19 protein-coding genes are annotated in these 23,728 nt (G+C 37.7%); 11 read left to right on the top strand and 8 right to left on the bottom strand.

The genetic code is table 11. The features are described from left to right. Nucleotides 1-46 precede the first annotated feature (46 nt). The 7 genes from BGO88_RS10345 to BGO88_RS10315 form a co-directional block, all read right to left on the bottom strand. Complete coding sequence (locus tag BGO88_RS10345; RefSeq protein ID WP_286706823.1) at nt 47-1,024, bottom strand: NAD-dependent epimerase/dehydratase family protein; 978 nt, start codon at nt 1,022-1,024, stop codon at nt 47-49. Next, a complete protein-coding gene (locus BGO88_RS10340) occupies nt 1,021-1,842 on the bottom strand; it encodes an SDR family NAD(P)-dependent oxidoreductase (protein WP_286706822.1) in 822 nt (273 codons plus the stop codon). Before BGO88_RS10340 ends, BGO88_RS10345 begins: the two co-directional genes overlap by 4 nt. 128 nt (nt 1,843-1,970) lie before the next feature. Then, on the bottom strand, nt 1,971-3,083 hold the full coding sequence (locus BGO88_RS10335; protein WP_286706821.1) for a helix-turn-helix domain-containing protein: 1,113 nt from the start codon (nt 3,081-3,083) through the stop codon (nt 1,971-1,973). 38 nt (nt 3,084-3,121) lie between these two features. Continuing rightward, nucleotides 3,122-4,321 (bottom strand): patatin-like phospholipase family protein, encoded by a 1,200-nt coding sequence (locus tag BGO88_RS10330; protein ID WP_277016832.1) that lies wholly within the window; start codon nt 4,319-4,321, stop codon nt 3,122-3,124. A gap of 230 nt (nt 4,322-4,551) precedes the next feature. After that, entirely contained in the window at nt 4,552-5,457 is a 906-nt protein-coding gene (locus BGO88_RS10325) for a glycerophosphodiester phosphodiesterase family protein (RefSeq protein WP_286706820.1), read from the bottom strand. A gap of 76 nt (nt 5,458-5,533) precedes the next feature. Next, a complete protein-coding gene (locus tag BGO88_RS10320; protein ID WP_286706819.1) occupies nt 5,534-8,323 on the bottom strand; it encodes a DUF7619 domain-containing protein in 2,790 nt (929 codons plus the stop codon). Nucleotides 8,324-8,447: 124 nt separating this feature from the next. After that, a complete protein-coding gene (locus BGO88_RS10315; RefSeq protein WP_286706818.1) occupies nt 8,448-9,422 on the bottom strand; it encodes a DUF4421 family protein in 975 nt (324 codons plus the stop codon). Nucleotides 9,423-9,531: 109 nt separating this feature from the next. Between BGO88_RS10315 and BGO88_RS10310 the strand changes: the two genes are divergently transcribed. Continuing rightward, a complete protein-coding gene (locus tag BGO88_RS10310) occupies nt 9,532-9,882 on the top strand; it encodes a DUF2200 domain-containing protein (protein ID WP_286706817.1) in 351 nt (116 codons plus the stop codon). 80 nt (nt 9,883-9,962) lie between these two features. Here BGO88_RS10310 and BGO88_RS10305 read toward each other — a convergent pair whose 3' ends face one another. Then, nucleotides 9,963-11,048: a helix-turn-helix domain-containing protein gene (locus BGO88_RS10305; protein ID WP_286706816.1), complete on the bottom strand. Its 1,086-nt coding sequence runs from the start codon at nt 11,046-11,048 to the stop codon at nt 9,963-9,965. A gap of 754 nt (nt 11,049-11,802) precedes the next feature. On the opposite strand from BGO88_RS10305, the gene BGO88_RS10300 reads away from it, so the two are divergent. The 10 genes from BGO88_RS10300 to BGO88_RS10255 all read left to right on the top strand — a co-directional run bounded on the left by BGO88_RS10300 (nt 11,803) and on the right by BGO88_RS10255 (nt 23,721). Further along, nucleotides 11,803-12,606: a hypothetical protein gene (locus tag BGO88_RS10300; RefSeq protein WP_286706815.1), complete on the top strand. Its 804-nt coding sequence runs from the start codon at nt 11,803-11,805 to the stop codon at nt 12,604-12,606. A 57-nt stretch (nt 12,607-12,663) separates the two neighbouring features. Next, nucleotides 12,664-13,470 carry a hypothetical protein gene (locus BGO88_RS10295; protein WP_286706814.1) on the top strand — a complete coding sequence of 269 codons (807 nt, stop codon included), beginning with the start codon at nt 12,664-12,666 and terminating at the stop codon, nt 13,468-13,470. A gap of 76 nt (nt 13,471-13,546) precedes the next feature. Next, nucleotides 13,547-14,365 (top strand): hypothetical protein, encoded by an 819-nt coding sequence (locus tag BGO88_RS10290; RefSeq protein WP_286706813.1) that lies wholly within the window; start codon nt 13,547-13,549, stop codon nt 14,363-14,365. 160 nt (nt 14,366-14,525) lie between these two features. Further along, the gene (locus BGO88_RS10285; RefSeq protein WP_286706812.1) at nt 14,526-15,467 is read left to right on the top strand and encodes an META domain-containing protein; all 942 of its coding nucleotides are present in this window, start codon (nt 14,526-14,528) and stop codon (nt 15,465-15,467) included. A 47-nt stretch (nt 15,468-15,514) separates the two neighbouring features. Then, a complete protein-coding gene (locus BGO88_RS10280; RefSeq protein WP_286706811.1) occupies nt 15,515-16,531 on the top strand; it encodes a threonine aldolase family protein in 1,017 nt (338 codons plus the stop codon). A gap of 469 nt (nt 16,532-17,000) precedes the next feature. Continuing rightward, nucleotides 17,001-17,606: a flavin reductase family protein gene (locus tag BGO88_RS10275; protein ID WP_286706810.1), complete on the top strand. Its 606-nt coding sequence runs from the start codon at nt 17,001-17,003 to the stop codon at nt 17,604-17,606. Between the two features lie 67 nt (nt 17,607-17,673). Next, nucleotides 17,674-19,971 (top strand): oxidoreductase, encoded by a 2,298-nt coding sequence (locus BGO88_RS10270; RefSeq protein WP_286706809.1) that lies wholly within the window; start codon nt 17,674-17,676, stop codon nt 19,969-19,971. A gap of 48 nt (nt 19,972-20,019) precedes the next feature. Then, the gene (locus tag BGO88_RS10265) at nt 20,020-21,633 is read left to right on the top strand and encodes an AMP-binding protein (RefSeq protein WP_286706808.1); all 1,614 of its coding nucleotides are present in this window, start codon (nt 20,020-20,022) and stop codon (nt 21,631-21,633) included. Nucleotides 21,634-21,687: 54 nt separating this feature from the next. Continuing rightward, entirely contained in the window at nt 21,688-23,268 is a 1,581-nt protein-coding gene (locus tag BGO88_RS10260) for an FMN-binding glutamate synthase family protein (RefSeq protein ID WP_286706807.1), read from the top strand. A gap of 24 nt (nt 23,269-23,292) precedes the next feature. After that, nucleotides 23,293-23,721 carry an acyl-CoA thioesterase gene (locus BGO88_RS10255; protein WP_286706806.1) on the top strand — a complete coding sequence of 143 codons (429 nt, stop codon included), beginning with the start codon at nt 23,293-23,295 and terminating at the stop codon, nt 23,719-23,721. The last annotated feature ends 7 nt before the right edge of the window (nt 23,722-23,728 follow it).

The following is a 23,728-nucleotide window of genomic DNA, read 5'->3' as shown; positions in this document are numbered from 1 at the left end:
TTATTTATCACTCAAAGACGCTAAGTCGCTATGTTTGCAACAGCAATTACCTCAAAACATTCTCTGACTTAAAATAAGTTACAGCATCGTGTACAGCATAATCTATAGGTCTGTATTTAATTCCAAGGTTCTGAACTGATTTTTTATTTGAATAGAAATTATTCTGGCAAAGAATACGCATGTTAGTCAGGCTTATGCTTGTTTCCAATCCGAAGAATCTTGCACAGTTACCGCCATAACCTAACAGATAAAGTAACCATTTAGGTAACGGTATCATTATTGGCCGTTGGTTGGAATATTGTCGAAGTAATTCAAAAAATGCCTTGTAGGAGAGGTTATTATTGGCCAAAAGATATTTTTCTCCGTTTTTTCCTTTCTCAATACCGGCTATAATACCTCTTGCCACGTCTTTTACGTCCACAAAGTTTTTACCACCCGGTGGATAAAACAGTATGTGTTTTTTCCATCCCATCAGTATTATTTTACCGGAACTGGGTTTGGTATCATAAGCGCCAAGCATAAATGTTGGGTTTACAATAATCACATCCATACTGTCTTTGTTTTGTAAGAGAAAATTTTCGGCTTCCAGTTTGCTTTTGGCATAATACGAATCTTTAAACGGATAACGCACAGCCTTATCTTCTGAACCCAATTCAAACAAATCACTGTGTCCTAACGTATTTGCAGAACTTACAAAAACAAATTTTTTAACAGAACCCGATTCAAGCGTAGAATGGAACAGGCTTATAGTAGCATCACAATTTATTTTCTGATAGTCTGAATAACGTAAGAGATGCTGTCTGGTTTCGGCAGCAATATGAATAACTACTTCACATGCTTCCATATGTGTGTATAGGTCTTCTTGCAAGTCACCTTTCACCAATTTCAAATGAGAGTGTAATTCTCCCTTATAATTTTTAGGGTTGCGAACTAATGCCCTGACCTTCCAGCCAAGTGCCAGCATTGCATGAACTAAATTTGTTCCTAGCAGTCCATTCGCTCCCGTGATAAAAACTGTTTTCATACTTGCGGATTTAGCTCTCTTTTTATAGACCGTGTCAATAAGGGTAGTTTTATCCAGATTGGAAGCATGACAAGCATTAGCCAACTCATACGGTTAACCATGATTACCGTATCCCGTTTTAGGAGTTGGCGGATACAATATCTTGCTACAGCGTCCGGATTGAGTAACGTTAGTTTTCCTAAAAAGCCTTGTTTTTCGATTCGGCGTGTGATTTCCGGGCTTGTTTTCATAGCACCCGGATTTACAACACTGACAAAAACGCTGGTGTGTTTTAATTCTTCATACAATCCTCTGGAGAAAGAATGTACGAATGCCTTAGAAGCCGGATAAACCGTTTTGTAGCCAATTGGGCAAAATGCTGCCATGCTCGATACGTTTAGGATATAAGCCTTTTCCTTTTTTTTCAGATTGGGCAGTAATTGATGGGTTAACAATGAGGTTGCCATTACATTTACCTCAATGATTTTGCTGATATATTCTGCTGTGGCCTCATCAAATTTTTGGGTTCCCCCGGTCCCCGCATTGTTTATCAGCATAAATACTGAAAAGTTTGCATTGACCCAGGCTGCAAAATCCAATACATTTTTTTTGACGGAAAGGTCGGTTTCGTAAAAAAATACCTTTACCCCATATCGTTCAGAAATTTCTGAAGACAATTCCGAAAGTTCCTGTCCCGGCAGACTCATCAAAATCAGCGGTATATTATTTTTAGCCAGTTCATAGGCAAATGCCCTGCCCAAGCCTTGGCTGGCTCCGGTAACAACAGCATAACCGGTTTCATTTCCAGATGCAACTGTCTCGTCATTTTTTCGTAGCATGATTCACTTTTTATGCCAAAAGTATACTCTTGCCCTTGTAAAAATGTTTGGATTTATAGAAATGAACTCTTTTTGAACACTCTATAATCAACTGTAAAATAAGCAGTTGGAAAATAAAAAGTTCCAATTTATAAATCAGAACTCTTTTTTCTGAATTCTGAAGGTGTAAGGTCCGTAAATTTTTTAAAAGTAATATTAAATGAGGTCTTGGAATTAAATCCCGATTCAAAAGCAATTCCTAAAATTGACAGGTTATTATTTCTGTTATCGGCTAACAATTCCTTTGCTTTTTCAATTCTGTATTTATTGATAAACTGAAAAAAGTTTTCATTAAATCCGGTGTTGATAACATACGAAAGCTGATGTGGTGTTACTTCCATCAATTGTGCGAGTTTTATCAAATTCAAATCACCGTCAAGATAGGGAGCTTCAGATTCCATAACTCCTAACAAACGTTGTTTTATGAGTTCGGTTTCTTCATTGCCAAGCAGCTTGATTTTTGGGCCTTCATTAGTTTTGCTTTCTTCCTGAAATGAAAAAACAGTATCAGCCTGTTGTGTTCCTACCGGATACACTTCCTGCTGTTTTAAAGAATAGTAGGCTATAAAATAAATTGCTATAAGGAAAGCAAAGTTCAGATAAGTGCCCGGCCTTTCTGCAATAAATATAATATTGTATACCGTGATTATAATTCCGGAAGCCAATATGGTATAGGCAATGTATTTAAGCCAGTTTAGACTGATTGGGTAAGTATCTGAAGAAAATTGCTGGATTTTCCTTTGATGCCTGTTGATTATCTCACAGGAATACAGTGCATAGAATAAACTTTGTACCAGCATAATTACGGTTAACCACGCCCTCAGGATGTCTTTATCTGCTTTGTCATAAAAGTACGATAACGATAACAAGGCCAGGAACAGACCGGCCAATGGTAAATGTCTCAATTCTTTTAAGGAAAAAGAAAATCCAGGATTTGTAAAATGAACCGCACTATAATAAAATGTCAACGGAGTAAAAAACTGCAGAAAATTCAAAACAAATAAAAAAGGCTTGCCAATGGATGCTATTCCCAAAATCTCGGCAGCTTCATCTATCCAGAAAGTTCCCCACAAAAACAAAAATAATCCCAGCCATATATTCGCTTTCCTGTTGACTTTTAAAGGATTGAAAATAACAAGCATAGTTAGCATGGCAAAGCCTCCTAACAGAAAAATTACAATCAATCGGTCAATATATATCATGGATAGTCAAAGCAATTATTTTTGTTTATGCATAAAACTCAAGTTTTCCAATCGTTTATGCCATCATTATATCTTATGTGTCCAAAGGTTGGCAATAGCTCATTTTCTCTGGTTATTGAGTATTCTATAGGCTGGTTAGGTATTTTACCTTCTTTCCAGCCGGCATAACATTCTTCCAGTTTTTGGATTTCTTCGTCTTTTGTCAGATTCATGTCCATACGATACAGCGTATTCAGCAATTCTTCCATTTCAGGAAGCGTATTTTTATCGGTATGAATCATAGGTGAAAGTCTTATAAACCGCTTTAATGCAGCGGCATCCAATCCTTTTTTATAATCTTCCCCAAATAAAAACATAAAAGCTACATAGTTGGACCAGTCAGGCGGTTCATACAATATGGTTTTTGCCTGATTTACTATCGACATTTTAAAAAACTGCAATTGCGGCTTCCACAGCCAGAATTTATATTTTTTTCGGCGCTGTTTGATAGTTGTCTGTTTGATGTCATAAAACGTCTTTTTATCGTCATTCGACATCGATTTATTGGAAGTTCCTAAAGAAACTAGGGTTATAGAATCTCTTGGCACGCCTGATTTTATGGCTTCAATGACTCCGGCAGCAATAGGGTTATTAAATCCACCTAAAGCGCCATCCCATAATTCAAAAAAGACTCCGGAATTCTTTGCTTTGAAACGGGCCGGAAAATCGAAATACTGTATTGGCGCATTTGAAGAACCGTGAATGGCCTGCGTGAGCTTTACCGAATCATAATAAGGACCGCCGCCATATGACCTGAAAAATTTCGCCCGATTATTTAAGGCGTCATAAGTACAGACAATTAGCTTTAAATCGGGTTTGCCAATAAAATCAGGAAGTTCGTTCATTTGTCTTTTGGCAGATTCCGTAAACAGTTCGCGAAACGCCTTTCCTTTTCTTTTGGAACTGTATTTTGGGCCTATACTTTTGATATAGTCTACGGGAAAAAAACGTTCCCAAAATGAATTTTTGCTAAAAATTTTTTCTCTGATTTTTTGGTCTTTAAAGAGTGCAATAGCCTTATCTAAAGGCCAGTCTTCTACCAAAGCCGCAAGAATAATACTTCCTCCGGAATTAGCAATCACCATATCAAATTCTTTCAGAATTGCATGGCCAGTCTTATCGGGATATCTGTCTTTTAAGGTGAGTAACTGTAGTAATGACCAGCTTCCGCCTCCGTCAAGCGATAGTATTTTATACATCTTGCTAATTTATGAGCTTCTAATTTAGTTATAAAAATAAACGCTTTTGTGCTGGTATCAAAAAATAGCGGAAAAATAATGATGCTTGTTGTGCTAAGGAGAATTATTTTCACGCAAAGACGCAACATCGCAAAGTATTAAATCTATTAGCTTCATAAGTTTATTAGAAATTTTTAAATCAAACACAATTACATTATATTTCTGAAAATAAAACAATTGATTAAGTTTATTTAAAGTTTTTTAATAACCTTTTCCGGATAATCTGTTATGATGCCATCAACCTTTAATTCAATCATTTTATCGATGTCTTTTTCGTCATTTACAGTCCACGGGATTAATCTCATATTGAGTTTCCTGACTGAATCAACCAAAGCTTGATTGACTTGTCCGTAATGCGGACTATATATCTGCGGCTTGAAATCCAATTTTGACAAATTCTTTGCAAGTCCCTTATCGCCCGCTAAAATCGCGATAGTCACATCAGGATATTTTTTATGTAAAGCATTTAGTATGGCCGGGTCAAAAGACTGGATATTACTTCTGTTTTGTATTTCTTTTTTCTTAACAATTTCCATCACCATTGTAACAAATACGTCCGGTTGCGGTTGGGATTTGTCGTATTGGTCTGCCCCTGACTTGATTTCAATATTATAACGAATGGGTTTGCCAGGTCTGTGTTTAGCCGTATAAGCTTCCATATCGTCAATCAGTTCTGAGAATAATGGCTTATAGGTCCTGAACTTTTGCTGTTCCGGAAAATGCGTATTTCCTTTGGAACCAATATCAAACTTACGAATACTGTCATAAGGCATCTGATATAAATTATAAGACCTTTCCTTTTCACGGGTAACAGGCATCCCGTTAGGGAGCGATACATATTCAGAAGACATAAAAGGTTCATGAGAAACCACCACCTTTTTATCTCCGGAAATAACAACATCAAGTTCAATTACGTCAGCGCCTTTGTCAATAGCACTGCGAAAAGCTTCCAGGCTGTTTTCAGGAAAAAGCCCTCTGTCTCCACGATGGCCCTGAACTTCGATGTGTGATAATTTTGCAGTAGCAGTATTATGGGCTATGTTGCAAGAGGTAACTGCACAGCAGGCAACCAAAAGAAAAGCAGGATATTTTTTCATTATTCAGTAGGTAATTGATTGGAAAAAGACAAATCCTTTCCGAACAAATATACAACATTCCCCCTACTTTGTCTGGTTAGTATTTTACAAACTTCGCCGTTGCAGTTCCTTCATCAGAATAAATCCTGATAACATAATTTCCTGAAGCCAGATTAGATATATCCAATACTTTGGTGTCGAAAGTACTACTGAACGTCCTTACCGGTTGCCCCATTATATTATATACGGTCACAGATTTTATCAGAATTTCATCCTTATTTGTAATCGTTATGAAATCACTTGAAGGATTTGGAAAAATCATAAAACGGTTTGAAAATTCATAATCCTTGTCACTAAGCGATTCGATTCTGGTGGTTACTCTTTCTGTCATAACCGGCAAATTAAAATCAAAATAAATACTGGCGGCATTGCTAAAACTATCGCCCGGAGCCAAAGACAGCTTAGTCTTAATTTTAAAAGCGATATAACCATCATTAATATGGTCATAAAAAGGGAGGTTGATGTCTTTAAAAACAAATTCAATCTTATTGGTATTGCTAATCTTGGTACTAAAATTATGGCTGCTTTCTATGGTTGAAAGCGTACTTATATCAAAACGTTCCGTATCGATAAGGTCTTTTACTACAATATCTTTTGCAACAAAATTGCCGGTGTTCTCAAAGCGTATAATATAATGCACATATTGCCCAATTATGGAAGAAGAAACCGAAAGTCCCTGAAGACAGGTTTTGTCATTAGGGTCAAAAGAATTAACTACTTTCTGGCGTAAGACAATCGTATTGTCTTCTGGTACAGCGTCTAATGAAGGTGTGATTATTGTAACTTTATAGTTAAGAATGTCTCCGCTATTAAGAGAAGGATTATCCGTTGGCCTATTCAATATAAAACGCAGTGCAATAGTACGCGATTCAAAAGGTTTTAAGTCAGAAAAAGACCATATCAAACGTCCAGGATTCTGTGCTGTTGATGTGGTTATTTCAGGGTGAATTATTGTAGCATCGAATTCCAATTGAATATTTCCGGATTGTGTTCTGGTTCCTTTATTTCTATATGAAATAGCGTAATTGGCTACATTCCCAGGCACTGCATCATTTAAAGGCAATAAGGCGATTTCAACGTCAGGATATTCTCCTTTTGATTTCAGGCAAAAAAGCTGCTCTAAAGAACCTGAGGGTTGGTCAGAAAATGAATACGTCATACTTGGTGGCGAAACATCAAAATAATCCGGGTTAGTGAGAAGAGGAATAATGGTTGTGTTGCCATCCAGTAATGGCAAATTATATTGCCCGCTCCTATCTGAAAAATATACCGTTTCAGTTGTTCCGCGAATTAATTTATAACCGGCAAAGGAAACAACGGTATCTTCCGCATCACAGCCATTCATGTCATCATCAAAAGTTGTACTGCTTCTCAAAGCATGATAATTTCCGCCCGGTGTAAAAGAGCAGTAAGAATTGACTCCGCATTCAAGACCAGGCAGTGCTGCCAACCGTGCTTCTATCATATCTATCTCATCTTCATCGGCACAGATATAGCGAAGACGGGGCACGGTGGATAACGAATGCTCAAAAAAAGCCGTATTATCCTTTCCGTTTTTTATAAAAAGCGAAGTAAGTAATGGGTTGGAACCAAACTCCAACACTTCAACACCCGGACATTGGGTAATATCCAGAGATGACAGCCTGTTAACGTCAAAACTAACCGACCTTAGTTCTTTATCTGCAAGAACCGTTAATGCATTGCTAAGTCCGTAATTACTGCATGGTAAAGAATCAAGCCCTTCAAGGCCTCGTAAATCTAAAGTGGCCAATGGATTACTTCTAAAGTTAAACCTCCCGATACTCAGCTCCGGACAATTATAAACCTTTAGATATCCTAACTGGTTGTTCGCAAGACTTAGCTCTGTTATTGCCGGACCGGAAACTGTCAACGACAACAGTTTATTATTGTCTGCAATTACACTTACCAATTCCGGATAGTCGACCAGATTACTGAGCGAAACCAATCGATTATTATGCAGCAATAGCCGTTTTAATTTAGTAAGTCCTGTAAAATCTAAAGCAGTCAGGACGTTATTAGAGCAATTGAGTTCTTCTAACGTTGTTTGGCCCGATAGGTCCAATTGTGCCAATCGGTTGTTATGGCAATAAAGTTTTTTGATAAAGTTTCCGGCTAATTGCAAGATTGCCAGTTGATTATTCTGACATTCCAAATCACGTAGCCTGGCCAGTCCGGTTAGATTAAGAATACTCAATCGGTTAAAAGAGCATTCCAAATCGCGAAGACGACTGTTCACTGAAAGATTCAAATCCGTTAGGGAATTATAAGAACAATACAGATACTCCAGGTTAGGAGAATTGTTTATATTTAGCGAAATCAAAGCGTTATGCCGGCAGTCAATAAAATTCAGCTCTGGATTATTCAGTACCAGGCTTTCGAGTTTGTTGTTGGCACAGGAAAGACTGTATAGTTTTGAGCAGGCTGATAAGTCTAATGAAACAATTTTGTTGTTTGAACATTGCAATGATGTCAATGAAGGTAAATCTGAGGTTGGAACAGAACTTAATTGGTTATCATTGCATAGTAAGGTAGTGATTGCCGTAAAATATTCAATCCCCTTTAAATTGGCAATTGAAGAAGACGATACATTGATATAACTAACTGCCAAAGCTTCTGATGCTTCAATCTCACCATTTTCATTACTATCAATACGGAAGTATTGTCCCTGCCTGTTTCTGGCAATCTCATTCCCGGCATCAGCAGCCAGCAGTTTTGCCTTAAAATTAGCATCGGGAATATATAGCCCTTGACCCTTCATGCTTTGCCAAAAGCAAAACACCAAGAGGGCGTAATATAGTTTTTTCATGGGGGTATATTTACAAAGCGTAAATATATCTTAAAAAAATCATAAAAACCCACTTTTTGGAAAGTTAATTTAAAGAATCCTTATTAAATCATTCAATATGCAATCATTTCAATTTCAAAGCAGTTTATTCTTTTCCAAATAAACTATTAATACGTTTAGGTGCTTTAAAACGATATCCAACATAAAATTCCAAGAACTGCTGTTGGTCTGCCACATGTATTTGGGCATCAGAGTTGTATGAAAATGAATTCAGGCTTGTAGCGGCTCCGGCAAAAAAACGTTCCGTATTATAACCCAATGTTAATCTAAACTGTGTTTGAAAAGAAAGACCATCTATAACTTCATCGGGTTTATTGTCATTGTAAACCGTTCTTGTGCTATTAAATCCCAACCCCGCATAGGCACCTGCTGATACAAGCCATTTGTTGCGTATAATCCAATTATAATAATATCCGGGACCAACAGCTATATCAAAAATATGGTCCTTGCTGGGTTCGTTGTTTTTAATTTGCGTAAAATAGTAGCTCATGCTGGGCACAAAACTGCCCGCGCTTTTTTGCTGCCATTCACTTTGTAGAAAAATTGCCCGAAACGAAAAATCCGGATTAAAGACATAAGAGGTGCTTCCTCCTATCTTTTGTATCTGAAAATGAGGAAACAGTATATTATTTTCTATTCCAATATCTTTCCTGTCTATATAAAACCCTTTAGTTTTTACATATTGTAACTCTTGCATCCAGGAACCAAAATAGAGTCGTGTTCCAAAATTATAAAACTTCGTATGTCCTCTAAGAGCATCATCTTTATTGAAGCGAAGAAACTCTGGCGTATAGCCCAGATCTATTTCAATAAACTTATAAATTAGCGTTAGTGTTGAACGCAGCCGTTGATTGGGTGACAAAGTAAAATCCAGATGATTTGTTCTGTCTTTCACACGAAACGAATTAAAACTATTACTGAGTCCAAGACGCAGTTTGATATGGTTGTCGTATTTTTCTATACGCTTTTCAGACTTTTGCACAGCAACAGTATCGCCTATTTGCGCCTGACAAATAGTGGCATAAAAAACGATAAAAAACAGGGCATATTTTTTTACCATCTCGTATTCCTATTCTTTTATGCAAGATACAAATTAACACTTTAAAATAAGATGGAGTTATATATTATTGGCATTTTTGTAATTTGCATACAACTCAAAACAACAAAGTATGAACAATACAAGAATATATAAAATGTCGTTTGCAAGCGTTTATCCGCACTATATTCAAAAAGTTGAGAAAAAAGGACGCACCAAAGAAGAATTAGACACTATTATTTTTTGGCTGACGGGATATGACGAAAAAAGTCTCCAACAAGTAATCGAGCAAAAGACAGATTTTGAAACTTTTTTTGCCAAAGCCCCACAAATCAACCCTAACGTTTCAAAAATCACAGGAGTCATCTGTGGTTACCGTGTTGAAGATATCGAAGATAAACTGATGCAACAAATTCGTTATCTGGACAAGCTGGTAGATGAATTGGCCAAAGGAAAAACAATGGAAAAGATTTTAAGGCAATAACGAACACAATAAGTCATTATTGCTTTTCAACTATAGACTTTCAACTATAGACTTTAGACTTTAGACTATCAACTAAAAAACTACTTCAAGCCTTTTCTATATTCAGAAGGTGTTTGCTGTGTCATCTTTTTAAAAATGGTATTAAAAGAAGTTTTGGAATTAAATCCGGATTCATAGGCAATTCCTAATAAAGAAAATTGGTTTTTCTTTTCAGATAATAACTTTTGGGCATGTCTTACTCTGTAGCCGTTTACGAATTGGAAAAAATTTTCATCAAATCCCTGATTAATCAAATAGGACAATTGATGAGCACTAATACCTAAAAGTCCTGCCAATTTAATCAGGTTTAGTTCGCCATCCAGATAGGGCTTTTCTGTTTCCATCAGTTCTGTCAATTTCAATTTTAGGTTTTCCAGTTCATTATCAGAAAGTAATTTCTTCTTTTCTTCCTGTCCCTCATCTTTTAGTTCTATTTCCAATAGTTCCTTACGTTGTGCTTCATCCAGCGGATAGATTTCTTTTTGTCTTAATGAATAATAAGATGTTAAGTACACTATTATCAAAAACAACAAATCCATTACCAAATGCTCCTGCCGTTTTTCAATAAAGATATTGTAGAGTTCATAACCTTCTGTAATGATAATGGTTACAAATAATAGAGAAGTTATCTTAATCAGCCATTGCAAACTACTATTTTCTGTATTGGAAGAAATCGTTTCTATTCGTTTCTGGTGACGGCGTATTTTAAAATAAACAATAGCAATATAGGGTAAATTATGTGAAATGGGAATCATGCTATATACTATATTATGAGGCGGATCCAACATCAAAGGAATATAGATAACCGGTAAAATAAGGCAAACCAGGTCAGCCTTTTTGAAAACATAATTTGGATTGATAAAGAAAACCACACTAAAATAGAGAAATAGCGGCGTAAATATCTGCAGAATATAAATAATTTGAGTTAACACGAATCCTGTGTTTAAACCGCATAAGGCAATAACATCGAAGAACCAAAAGCTGGACCAAAGGAAAAGAAATAGTCCAAAAAACAAATTGGCTTTTTTGTTCACATTCATTGGATTGGCAAGTACAATAAATGATTGCAGAACCAAACTGCCAAATAATAGTATAACGATAAATTTTTGCAGTTCAGTGGCTAACATTTTAAAGCTTTAAAGAAGTAAAATTAATATTTTATCATTTTTTTTACGCAAAAGAATTCTTATTGTTTTAAAAAATAAAATCAAGAAAAGTGCACTTCAACCATTAATAATATCTGTTAATCGATATTTTATAACATATTGTGGATTTTACCTCCTAACTTATACCTAAATAAAATTTATTTGTTAGTTTTGCAATATATAATAAAAAAGAATACAGAAATAGTATTCCACACATTAGCAACGGTAACATAACCTTTGCTTAACAAAACAGGTAAGAATACCAAAACTTGTATGCTGATTTGGCCGAACAACACTCCCACCAGGCCCTATCAAAAGCATGACAAACAGACTATTTTTTAATTATTAACTGATAATGCAGTTGTAGAACCCGATATCAGTATATATTAACAGCTTATTCCTATGTGCCCAACGTATTCAACGGCATAGAAGAAATTAGGCAGGTTGCTGTCAAGCAATGTTAATAGTATAATGTTCCGGTTATTTCCGATATCGCAGAATCAAATGTAATAGTGATTCTCAGACCCTTAGGGTTTGGAGCATAAAGTAATATGTCATATTCCTTCCTGTATTTAAATTCTGTTTGCTAATTACAATGCTCTTGTTTGTGCCTTGAAAATTTGCCGACAACAACACGTTTATATAGAAAAATATAATTTTCCTGCGAAGCCAATCAATTTATTTTACGCCGTACTTGTTAATTAATTTCAATGGTTAAACCGTTAAAACTAAAAACATGAACATCCAAAACGCTTGTTTAACACTATTGTTTATAGGCCTAAATAGCTTTGCACAACAAACAGGTATAAATACTAAAAATCCACAAGGAGTATTACATGTTGATTCTGCTATAAACAACCCAACATTGGGACTGCCAACAGTGGAACAAACTGATGATTTTATTATTAGCAATAGTGGCAATGTGGGTATTGGTACAATAACACCCAATACCAAATTACACATTAACAGTACTACCTCCGGTGCTCTCCGTATCCAGGATGGCACACAGGCTGCCAACAGACTATTCGTTAGTGATATCAACGGAACAGGTACATGGATAACTCCAGCTGTTACAAAAACGGTGACAATGGGTACTTTTCCCTCACCTGCCCAAACAATAACCCTGACAGGAACAAATAATGGAGGGTCAACCAATCCGATATATTCCGGTCTCTATTTAGATCTTGAACCTGGCAGATGGTTAGTAAATGCAGGTATTACTCTCGAAAATTTGCCTGCAGGTGCCATACAAGGCTGGGGACATGCGTGGCTGTCAACAAATAACACCGGTGCGCCGGTTCAAAATGGTTTTTCCCATTTAGGATCGGCTGGTAACAACACTTCTTTCGCCGGCGTATTGCAAGGTGCTTTTTTAACCTATACGCCTTCAACGCCAAAAACAGCTTTTATATCAGGAACTTCAATTATACAAGTTAACGGCACATCCACTTTGCGAATTTTCCTTATGCTGGAGAGATTTAGCTATACCTACAGGACAAATACATCACAAAATTATTTTTATGCAGTACCTGTTAACTAACCTCAAAAACATTATTTAACAGCACTATTTATCACCAATTTGTTAAACATTAAAGGCATGAAAACATTAAACATTTACTTCTGCTTGCTATTCATTGGTCTTAGCCTTCATAGTTTTTCACAGACGGGCATCAATACCACAAACCCTTTGGCTGCATTACATGTTGATCCGGCAAGAAACACTCCCGCCACAGGAACGCCTACAACGCAACAAACCGATGATTTTATTGTTTATAATAATACCGGAAATGTAGGTATCGGAACTGTTTCGCCAATAACGAAACTGCATATTAACAACGAAACGGCTAATCCGTCCATTACTATAACCGATGGCACCCAGGGTGTCGGTAAAGTACTTACTTCCGATGCCAATGGTGTAGCGACTTGGGAAACACCTCCCATTACAATGTCAGCTGTACTGGGTACTTTCCCTACCAGCAGTTTACCGGTAACGCCAACCGGAGATGCAAATTCTCCTATTTTCTCAACATTAAGAATTGCGCTAAAACCTGGAAAATGGATAGTCAATGTGGGTTTGGTTTTTGATAGCCTTGGCGGTGCAACATTTATACAAAATGCCTATTTGTCTTCTTCCTTATCAGGTGCGATAACACAAACTAACTTTAGTCATTTGGGACCGGGCGGTTCCAATACCTCCTATATAGGTGTACTGACGGGTTCTGCAACCTTTACACCAGATACTGCAGACAACAGAAGGAGCTTTCTCACAGGCAGTTCAATTATTCAGGTTACAGGTTCACCAGTCAGTATTATCAATTTGAGATTACAAAATCAGCCAATAGGTTATTACAGATTTGACCCTTATGCTCCGGAAAATTATTTTTATGCTATTCCTATTAACTAAAATAATCAACTTGGTTTATATTAAAAACAATATAATTATTTACGCCAAATATTCAGGCAGCTAAACAAATAAAGAAATGAGTACACGGCACATCTTTTTAATAGCATTGCTTACAGGCTTTAGCCTCAATAACTTTGCACAACAAACCGGGATAAATACTAAAAATCCCCAGGGGACACTACATGTTGATGCGGCTCATAACAACACCGGAACAGCACCAACTTCAACAGAACAAGCCGACGATTTTATTGTTGACGAGACTACAGGTAATGTAGGGATTGGTACCGTTTCTCCGACTACTAAATTGCATATAGTTAGCAGTGCCCCAGGCGCACTAACCATTGCTGATGGCACACATGATGGAAATCATGTATTATTGAGTGATGCCTCGGGCAACGGAAAATGGGTAGACCACCCTGTGATGAGGCCAAATATCAGAGGGAGCGCTACAACAACCAATGTATATTCTGATGGCAATGCCGCAACACCTTATCTCTATACCGGCTTTAGTATTACTTTAACCGAAGGCGACTGGATAGTAAATGCAGGTCTTACATTTGTCGAATTAGGAAGAAGAGGCGGAGGAAGCATTAATGTTACTTTTTGGCAAAAAGCCTACCTCTCATCGACCAATAGTAGTACATCAATATCACAAACCAACTTCAGCCATTTAGGTCCCGCAGGCAACAATACCTGTTATGGCGGTCCAATGTATGGTCTCAGTAGTCGTAGTCCTTATGAAATTGGATATATTACCGGAAGTTCCGTAATCAGAGTACCTGCCAGTACAAAAGCCACCATCTATTTAATGATTGAAAACAAACCGGTTTGGTATTACAGATATAATTCAACCTATTGGGAAAATTATTTTTATGCTATCCCTATTACACAGTAAAATAAAAAGAAACAAATTTTAAGTATCAAAAATAAAGTTGGCATAATTTGTGTCATTGCGGTAAAAAACAAATCCTATAAAAATGAGAAAAATGAAATTACAGTTTACAATACTTTTTTTAAGTATCAGTGCATTATCCTTTGCACAAAAAACCATTACAATGAAAATAAAAGAAAACACCGTTCCTTGTGAAGGTGTAGCTCCAATGGATTGTATGCAGGTAAAAGAAGGTAAGGCCAAAGAATGGAGTAATTTTTACAGTACTATAGAAGGTTTTGATTACCAGCCCGGATATGAATACAAGCTTAAGGTAATTAAAACCAAAAGACAAGGCAACATTCCTGCCGATGCTTCTGCCTATACCTATCGCTTAAAAAAACTGGTCTATAAGAAACAGGTCAAAGCTGCAAATGAAACCTATCTGGGCAAGAAGATGATTTTAAGCCAGATAAATGGTAAAAATATTAATAATGGCAAAGTATATTTAACTATTGACAAGGTAAAAAATGCTATTTTTGGCAAAAGCGGTTGTAATCGTTTTAACGCCGGATACCAAATTAAAGGCAATCAAATACAAATCAACCTTTTAATGGGTACTCTAATGGCCTGTGACCCGGAAAGCATGCAACTGGAACAGGAATTTAAAACCGTAATGGAAAACAAAAAATTCGAAATCCACACGCAAGGTACCACAGTACATTTTAAGGACCCAAAAACAAAAAAAGTTACCCTTGCTTTTACGATTCCTACTGAAGAGGAAATATGGGCAGCTATTGACGGTAAAAAATGGAAGCTGATACAAATTGACAATGTTGGAAAAGATTACGGAAAAGCAAATCTGCAATTTGATGCAAAAAGCAAAAAAATAACCGGAAATAGTGGTTGTAACAATTTCTTTGGTACTTTTAGTACTACGAAAGACCAGATTACTTTTTCTGCTTTAGCCGGAACAAAAATGGCGTGCATAGATAAAGATGCTGCAGCAACAGAAACAAAAATGCGACACTATCTTTCTGAAACAACATTACGATTTGATATTGCCGAACAGACACTCAATTTTTATAAAGATGATAAATTGGTTTTAGCATTTGTTATACAATGAGTTCCTTGCCAATAAAAACAATTTAAATAGTAATTAATAACAGCCTAATGAAAATCGATTTAAGAAGCGATACGCTAACACTACCTACTCCACAAATGCAAGAAATAATGAATAAAGCCCCTTTAGGGGATGATGTTTATGGAGAAGACCCGTCAGTAAATGCCTTAGAAGAAAAAGCCGCCCGAATGTTTGGAATGGAAGCTGCTTTGTTTTGCCCAACAGGTACCATGACCAACCAACTGGCAATAAAAGTGCATACACGCCCGGGCGATGAGGTAATTTGCGATAAACTTTCCCACATCTATTTGTATGAAGGTGGCGGTATAGCCATGAACGCATTCTCTTCTGTCAGACCTTTGGAAGGTGATCTGGGAAGGATAACCGCTAAAATGGTAGAAGAAAACATCAATAATGCCAATGACATACACCAACCCATTACACGAATGGTATCTCTTGAAAATACTGTAAATAAAGGAGGCGGAAGCATTTATGATTTTAATGAAATCAAAAAAATCAAGGAAGTATGTCATGCTAATGGCATTATCTTACATTTAGACGGGGCAAGACTCTTCAATGCCCTGATAGAAACTGATCAAACTCCGTTAGACTACGGAAAAACTTTTGACAGCATTTCTATATGCCTTTCAAAAGGACTTGGTTGCCCTGTAGGTTCATTGCTATTGGGTAAAAAATCTTTTATTGACCAGGCCAGACGTTATCGGAAAGCCATGGGTGGTGGCTGGAGACAAGCCGGAGCATTGGCTGCAGCAGGTATTTATGCCCTGGATAATCATATCGCCTTATTAAAAGATGACCATCGGAGAGCAAAGGAAATAGGGAAAATGTTAGCTGGAAATTCCTGGGTTGAGAAAGTCTATCCTGTAAGCACAAATATTATTCTGGCGCAATTGCCTCAAAATATTACTTCTACTGATTTTGTAGAAAAATTGAAGCAAAATGAAGTGTATTGTGTATCGTTTGGCAAACATTTAGTGCGCTTTGTAACCCATATTGATTTTACGGATGAGCAATTGGAGGTGTTAAGGACAAGATTGGCATTTTAAAAAGCTATATAACATATACAAAATAAAAACCGTCTCAAAAAATGAGACGGTTTTTATTTTAAAGCTTTATCAAAATTTACTGGCTGCAATACAAATCGTCTGCAGTAAGGAGTATGGTTAAACCCATTTGAATGTGTAAAAATTACCTTGTAAGGATTCATAGCATTGATATGATAATAGCTTGAGAACCTTTCTTTTTGTTTGTTTCGTTTCTTTCCATTTGTTGTTTTTGGTCCTATCACATCAATACCGGCAATAAATTAACATACTTCCTTACGGATTTCTACATTTATGTAAAAAAAAATAAAACAATAAACAAAGCCATATAAAATGCATGTTATTTAAAAATTCATAATTCTAAATTCGTAATTATGAATTTTTACACTATTCCTAATTTTACCCTCTTAAAAATACATACCCTAAAAAATAATTCTAAAAATTTCCTTTAATTTGTACAAACACAAATAAAATGGAATTCAATCCTGACGAACTCGATCAAAAAGCCATCTACAAACTCATCAGCGGAGCTGTTATTCCGAGGCCTATCGGATGGATTTCAACCATTAGCGAAGATGGTATTAATAATCTGGCTCCCTTTTCATTTTTTAATGTTGTTGGAGACGACCCACCACATGTCATGTTTGCAACGGCCCACTCCAACCAGCAGAAAAAAGATACCCTTGCCAATACGTTAGCTACCGGAGAATTTGTTGTAAATCTGGTTACTGAAGATATTGTTGAGGCCATGAATACTACCGCACAGACTGTACACGCAGATATTGATGAATTTGAACTGGCCGGCCTTACTCCTGTTCCGTCAGTTAAAGTAAGTCCTCCCAGAGTTAAGGAAAGTCCTGTTTCTTTTGAATGCAGGCTTGTTCACCATTATTCTCTTGAAGGACACAAATATGGCGGCGCTACAGTTGTTATAGGCAGGGTCGTAATGTTTCATTTTGACGAAAAGGTATTGCTTGACGACTATAAGATTAATATGGAAAACTACAAACCTGTAGCAAGGCTCGCCGGATCGAACTACTCAAAACTGGGAGAAATATTCGCAATTAAAAGACAATAACAAAACGAAACCTACCCTGCCAGGGTTATAAACCCTGGCAGGGTGATATTAAAAATATATACATAAAATGAAAATATCCGTAATAGGTGGCGGTCCCGGAGGACTCTACTTTTCTATACTAGCCCAAAAGGCCAATCCGGAATTTCAAATAGACGTCTATGAACGTAACAAGGCAGATGATGCTTTTGGTTTTGGTGTGGTGTTTTCAGACGAAACTCTGAGTGAATTTCTGTCGCGAGACCCTAAATCCTATGAATTGATTCGAAGCCGGTTTGCCTATTGGGACGATTTGGATATTGCACGCGACGGCCAAAAAATACGTATTACAGGAAATGGATTCTGTGGCTGTTCCAGAAAAACATTATTGCAGCTATTGCAGCAAAGATGCCGGGAAGAAGGCGTTGTTTTACATTTTGAACATGCAGTAGAAGATTTGTCTGCATTTAAAGACTCTGATATAATTGTAGCCAGCGATGGTATTAACAGCCTATTTCGCGACAAGCAGGCTACTGATTTCGGAACCACTTCCTCGCTCCAAAAAAATAAATTTGTATGGATGGGCTCTACCCGTCCGTTAGATGCTTTTACTTATTTTTTCCGAAATACACCCTATGGTCCTATTGTAGCCCATACCTATCAGTATGAAGAAGGAAAAAGTACCTGGATATTTGAAACTTCGCCTGAAACATGGGAAAAAGCAGGTTTAGTGACAGAAGATGAAGAAGGCACCATACAAAAGCTTTCTGAACTTTTCAAAGAAGAATTGGACGGACATGGGCTGATTTCAAATCGTTCACATTGGAGAAATTTTCCGATTATTACCAATACTGTCTGGCATAAAGACAATATCGTGCTCCTTGGCGATGCCAAAGCTACTGCCCACTATTCCATTGGTTCAGGAACCAAATTGGCAATGGAATGTGCTATTGCCCTGGCCGATGCCATTACCACTCATCCAAAAGATATTCCGCAAGCTTTCCAAATGTACGAACAAAGTCGCCGCAAACGCGTGGAAATGATACAGCATGCAGCCAAGGTATCGTTAGAATGGTTTGAAGACATGGACAGACATATTCAACAGGATTTTCTTCCTTTTGCCTTTGGTGTTATGACTCGTTCTAAGAAAGTTACTCTGGAAAATCTTGCTATAAGAGATGCTTCTTTTACAGATGCCGTTCTAAAAGATTTTAATAAATCTATTGGTAATGCTGAAACTAAAACACCACCGGCATTTACTCCGTATCAACTTCGCCAAATGCAACTGCAAAACAGAATAGTCATGGCTCCTATGGAGCAATATGCTGCCCAGGACGGATTGGTTTCTGACTGGCATCTGGTGCATTATGGCAGCCGTGCGACAGGTGGCGTGGGACTTATTCTAACAGAATCCGTTGCTGTAAGTGAAGAAGGAAAAATTACTTTAGGTTGTCCGCTTATAAGTTCTCAACAACAAATAGATAGCTGGAAAAAAATAACTGATTTTATTCATCAGAACAGCAAAAGTAAAATAGGAATACAACTCGGTCACTCTGGTCGAAGAGGTGCTGTAAAACGCCCGTGGGAAGGTCATGATGAACCAATTGAAACTCCATGGAAACTCCTCGCTCCTTCTGCTATACCTTACAACAGTAAGATGCCGGTGCCAAAAGAAATGGACAGGCAGGATATGGAGAATGTCATTACGCAGTTCCGCAATGCAGCAAAAAATGCAGAACTGGCTGGATTTGATATGATAGAATTACAGGCCAACCATGGCTACCTGTTAGGCTCGTTTCTGTCACCGCTAACCAATAACCGCAAAGATGAATATGGCGGAACCGTAACCAATAGGTTAAAATTTCCATTAGAAGTATTCAAAGCTGTAAGAGAAAACTTTGATAAAAACCGTCCTATTTCTGTAAGGATTTCAGCTAACGACTGGGCTAATGGCGGTATTACTCCGGAAGACGTATTGGAAATAGCAAAAGCATTTCAACAAGCCGGAGCCGATTGTATTGACGTGTCCTCGGGATATACCGTGAGTAATCAAAAACCCGCCTATGGAAGAATGTACCAGACCCCATTTTCTGACGCTGTGAGAAACTCTACAGGAATTCCGGTAATTACTGCCGGAACCATACAGGATATCGACCAAATTAATACCATCATACTCAACAGAAGGGCTGATTTGGTTGCTTTGGGAAGACCACTCCTACTCGACCCAGGTTTTGTAAGGAACGCCCAGGCCTATGAACAATATCCTGCCGGAGATATTCCCAAGGCCTATGAAGCGGGAATCTCACATCTTTATCCTTATAAATTAAGTGAAAGAAAAGCTGTGGAAGGAATGAAGAAAGCGTTAAAACCGGAAAGCCATAAAAAATAGTTGATAATTGATAGTTTATAGTTGATAATTTGAAAATTGTAATTAAAAATGTTTCAAGATAATTTCGCACAAAAGCACCTGCCATCACAAAAACTGCAACCGGATTATATTTACAATCATCCGGATTTTCAGCTTCCGGAAGCACTTAACTGCGTAGATAGATTATTGGATTCGCATGTCAGAGAAGGTCGTGGCCATCATATTGCCATGCGCACTTTTGAAAAAAACTGGACATATCAGGATTTATATGAAAAAGCGAACCAGATTGCACATGTATTAGTTGACGATTTGGGTTTGATTTCAGGCAATCGTGTACTGATACGTTCTGCCAACAATCCAATGTTTGTGGTTTGCTGGTTTGCCGTGCTCAAGGCTGGCGGTATAGTGGTCGCAACAATGCCTTTGCTGCGTGAAAAAGAACTTGAAGTCATGATTGACAGTGCCGAAATATCACATGCTTTTTGCGATTATCGTTTGGAAGAAGCATTAGCTTCAGTGAAATCTACTTTTCTCAAACAGGTCATCACGTTTGACGGCACAGAACAAAGCCTGTCAAAGCTTGAAACACTAATGCATAACAAACCTAAGGAATTTGAGAATTTCCCAACAAAAGCAGATTCAGTTGCCCTAATTGGTTTTACGTCCGGCACTACCGGAAACCCGAAAATGACCTCGCATTATCACAAAGACATACTCCTTATCTGTGAAGCTTTCCCAAAATATTCCTTACAACCCGTTCCGGAAGATATTTTTACCGGTAGTCCGCCTTTGGGGTTTACTTTTGGTTTGGGAGGACTTGTTCTTTTCCCATTTTATTTCGGAGCATCCACATTCCTGATTGAAAAACCGAGTCCGGAACTATTACTGGAAGCCATACAAAACCATAAGGTTTCTATTGTATTCACGGCCCCAACAGCCTGGAGAGTATTGGCCACTAAAGTCAAAGACTACGATATTTCATCACTACGCAAATGTGTATCAGCAGGCGAAACTTTGCCTGAAAAAGTCTGGGAAGATTGGTATGAAGCCACCGGCCTGAAAATTATTGACGGCATTGGAGCAACAGAAATGCTGCACATTTTCATTTCTTCTAACGAAGAGAATATGAAAAAAGGTGCTACCGGATTGCCAATACGAGGTTATGAAGCCCGTATCGTAGACCGTAAGGGCAATGAATTGGGTGTCAATGAACCGGGAAGATTAGCCGTAAGAGGAATTACCGGATGCAAATACCTGAACCGAACCGACAGGCAAAAAGAATACGTACAGGATGGCTGGAACCTTACCGGTGACATTTTCCGTAAAGACGAAGATGGTTACTATTGGTTTGTAGCCCGCGGCGATGACATGATTATTTCTTCCGGTTACAACATTGCGGCTATAGAAGTTGAAAGTGTATTGCTGAAACATGAGGATATATCAGAATGTGCAGTAGTAGGACTACCTGATGAAAACCGCGGCATGCTGGTATGTGCCTATGTTGTTTTAGCCGATAAATCCAAGGCTTGCGATGAGTATGTCAGGAGCTTACAGGACTGGTTTAAAGAAAATGCCGCACCTTATAAATACCCAAGAGAAATCCGTTTTCTGGAACAGCTCCCAAAGACAGAAACGGGAAAAATTCAACGATACAAATTAAAGGCTTTTGGCAAGGGAAATTGAGGAAAATTCACTAATATTATCCTTGATAATTTCTTTTAAAAACAAACAAAACTAATGAGAAAAGCATTTGTAGTATTAAGCATCACGGTATTGGCCATTATCGGTATAATGACCTATATCAACTGGAAAGCCAGCTTCCTATTACTAATATTCATCCCTTTGATTATCATGGGATTGTATGACATGTTCCAGTCTAAAAAAACAATCCGCAGAAACTTTCCACTTGTTGGAAGAATGCGCTATCTTTTGGAATCTCTGGGTCCGGGTGTTCGCCAATACTTTATTGAAAAGGACCTGGACGGAAAGCCATTCAACCGTTTGGAAAGAAGTCTTGTTTACCAGCGAAGCAAAAAAGAGACAGACTCTAACCCTTTTGGTACCCAATTAGATATCTACGAAGTAGGTTACCAATGGATTAACCATAGCATCAAGGCTATTCCTTTCTCAAAGGTTGATAGTAATCCAAGAATCAGAATCGGGTCTTCACAATGTGAAAAGCCTTACGATGCCAGTTTATACAATATCAGCGCCATGAGTTTTGGTTCCCTAAGCCGTAACGCGATACAGGCACTTAATGCCGGTGCCAAACAAGGCGGATTTTATCATAACACTGGTGAAGGTGGCCTTTCTCCATATCATTTGGAAGGCGGCGATGTAGTTTGGAATATCGGGACAGGTTATTTCAGTTGCCGTGACGATGATGGTAATTTCTCTTACGAACAATATGCCAAAAGAGCCGTTCTTGATAACGTAAAAATGATTGAAATTAAATTCTCTCAAGGTGCCAAACCGGGACATGGAGGGATATTGCCAAAAGAAAAAGTAACCGATGAAATTGCGGCCATACGTTTGGTAAGCAAAGGAAAAGACATCATTTCGCCTCCTACGCACTCTGCTTTTTCAACACCTTTGGAATTGATGGATTTCATCAAACTACTGCGAAAAGGTTCTGGCGGAAAGCCAATTGGCATGAAAATCTGTATTGGAAACAAATCAGAATTTATCGCTATCTGTAAAGCCATGGTAGAAACGGAAACTTATTTTGATTTTATTACAGTTGATGGCGGCGAAGGTGGTACCGGTGCAGCTCCTCAGGAATACTCTGACCACGTAGGTATGCCTTTAAGAGACGCATTGGCCTTTGTATATGATTGTCTCGTTGGATTCGGTATTAAAAACCAAATTAAAATCATATGCAGCGGTAAGATTATTACAGGTTTTGACATTATCAAGACATTAGCAACTGGTGCAGACCTTTGCAACTCTGCCAGAGGAATGATGTTCGCCTTAGGCTGTATTCAGGCTTTGGAATGCCACGCTAATACCTGTCCTACCGGAGTTGCTACTCAAGATCCGAGACTCGTTAAAGGATTGGTACCCGAAGAAAAGAGTATTCGAGTAGCTCGTTTTCAGCATGAAACGGTAAAAAGCGCTATGGAACTCATGGCTTCTGCAGGAATCTGCCATCCGGATGAAGTTGATCGACATGTAGTCAGCATGAGAGTTGACAGAACCAAAATTCAGACATTTGCAGAAACCTATCCGGAATTGGAAAATGGCTGTCTGTTAAATGAAAATACGGTACCGGAAAATTTCCGTTCTTTCTGGAAAAAAGCCACAGCAGCAAGCTTTTAAAAATACCTTAAAGCCATTTTAATTATGAGCAATTATTTTATTAAAGAGGAAAAAATACGTTTTCAGCATGTTGATTATGCAGGAATAGTCTTTTATCCTCGTTTTCTCGAAATGCTGAACGCCTTAGTCGAAGATTGGTTTGAAGAAGCTTTGGAACGTCCGTTTGCTACCATACACGAAACCAATGGTATTCCAACAGTCGATTTAAAAGTACAATTCAGGAAAGCAGCCCGATTGGGAGAAATTTTGAAAAAATATCTATGGGTAAAAAATCTGGGCAGTGCTTCAATGCTTTGCGGATTCCGTTTTGAAGACCAACGGGGAAAAACCTGTCTTGAAGGCGAAGTTACACTTGTGAATGTAGCTATTAGTACCAATAGGGAAAACATCAAATCTGAACCTTTTACTGAAGACATGAAACAAAAAATAACTCCTTTTTTGTCTGAACGCTAAGATTCAA

Source organism: Flavobacterium sp. 38-13, assembly GCF_001899155.1.
GTDB lineage: Bacteria > Bacteroidota > Bacteroidia > Flavobacteriales > Flavobacteriaceae > Flavobacterium > Flavobacterium lindanitolerans.
This window is presented reverse-complemented; position numbering and strand designations above follow the sequence as displayed.

Bases quoted from the DNA above. Each gene is read 5' to 3' on its own strand.
- BGO88_RS10345 (WP_286706823.1), bottom strand. From the start codon at position 1,024: ATGAAAACAGTTTTTATCACGGGAGCGAATGGACTGCTAGGAACAAAT.
- BGO88_RS10340 (WP_286706822.1), bottom strand. From the start codon at position 1,842: ATGCTACGAAAAAATGACGAGACAGTTGCATCTGGAAATGAAACCGGT.
- BGO88_RS10335 (WP_286706821.1), bottom strand. From the start codon at position 3,083: ATGATATATATTGACCGATTGATTGTAATTTTTCTGTTAGGAGGCTTT.
- BGO88_RS10330 (WP_277016832.1), bottom strand. From the start codon at position 4,321: ATGTATAAAATACTATCGCTTGACGGAGGCGGAAGCTGGTCATTACTA.
- BGO88_RS10325 (WP_286706820.1), bottom strand. From the start codon at position 5,457: ATGAAAAAATATCCTGCTTTTCTTTTGGTTGCCTGCTGTGCAGTTACC.
- BGO88_RS10320 (WP_286706819.1), bottom strand. From the start codon at position 8,323: ATGAAAAAACTATATTACGCCCTCTTGGTGTTTTGCTTTTGGCAAAGC.
- BGO88_RS10315 (WP_286706818.1), bottom strand. From the start codon at position 9,422: ATGGTAAAAAAATATGCCCTGTTTTTTATCGTTTTTTATGCCACTATT.
- BGO88_RS10310 (WP_286706817.1), top strand. From the start codon at position 9,532: ATGAACAATACAAGAATATATAAAATGTCGTTTGCAAGCGTTTATCCG.
- BGO88_RS10305 (WP_286706816.1), bottom strand. From the start codon at position 11,048: ATGTTAGCCACTGAACTGCAAAAATTTATCGTTATACTATTATTTGGC.
- BGO88_RS10300 (WP_286706815.1), top strand. From the start codon at position 11,803: ATGAACATCCAAAACGCTTGTTTAACACTATTGTTTATAGGCCTAAAT.
- BGO88_RS10295 (WP_286706814.1), top strand. From the start codon at position 12,664: ATGAAAACATTAAACATTTACTTCTGCTTGCTATTCATTGGTCTTAGC.
- BGO88_RS10290 (WP_286706813.1), top strand. From the start codon at position 13,547: ATGAGTACACGGCACATCTTTTTAATAGCATTGCTTACAGGCTTTAGC.
- BGO88_RS10285 (WP_286706812.1), top strand. From the start codon at position 14,526: ATGAAAATAAAAGAAAACACCGTTCCTTGTGAAGGTGTAGCTCCAATG.
- BGO88_RS10280 (WP_286706811.1), top strand. From the start codon at position 15,515: ATGAAAATCGATTTAAGAAGCGATACGCTAACACTACCTACTCCACAA.
- BGO88_RS10275 (WP_286706810.1), top strand. From the start codon at position 17,001: ATGGAATTCAATCCTGACGAACTCGATCAAAAAGCCATCTACAAACTC.
- BGO88_RS10270 (WP_286706809.1), top strand. From the start codon at position 17,674: ATGAAAATATCCGTAATAGGTGGCGGTCCCGGAGGACTCTACTTTTCT.
- BGO88_RS10265 (WP_286706808.1), top strand. From the start codon at position 20,020: ATGTTTCAAGATAATTTCGCACAAAAGCACCTGCCATCACAAAAACTG.
- BGO88_RS10260 (WP_286706807.1), top strand. From the start codon at position 21,688: ATGAGAAAAGCATTTGTAGTATTAAGCATCACGGTATTGGCCATTATC.
- BGO88_RS10255 (WP_286706806.1), top strand. From the start codon at position 23,293: ATGAGCAATTATTTTATTAAAGAGGAAAAAATACGTTTTCAGCATGTT.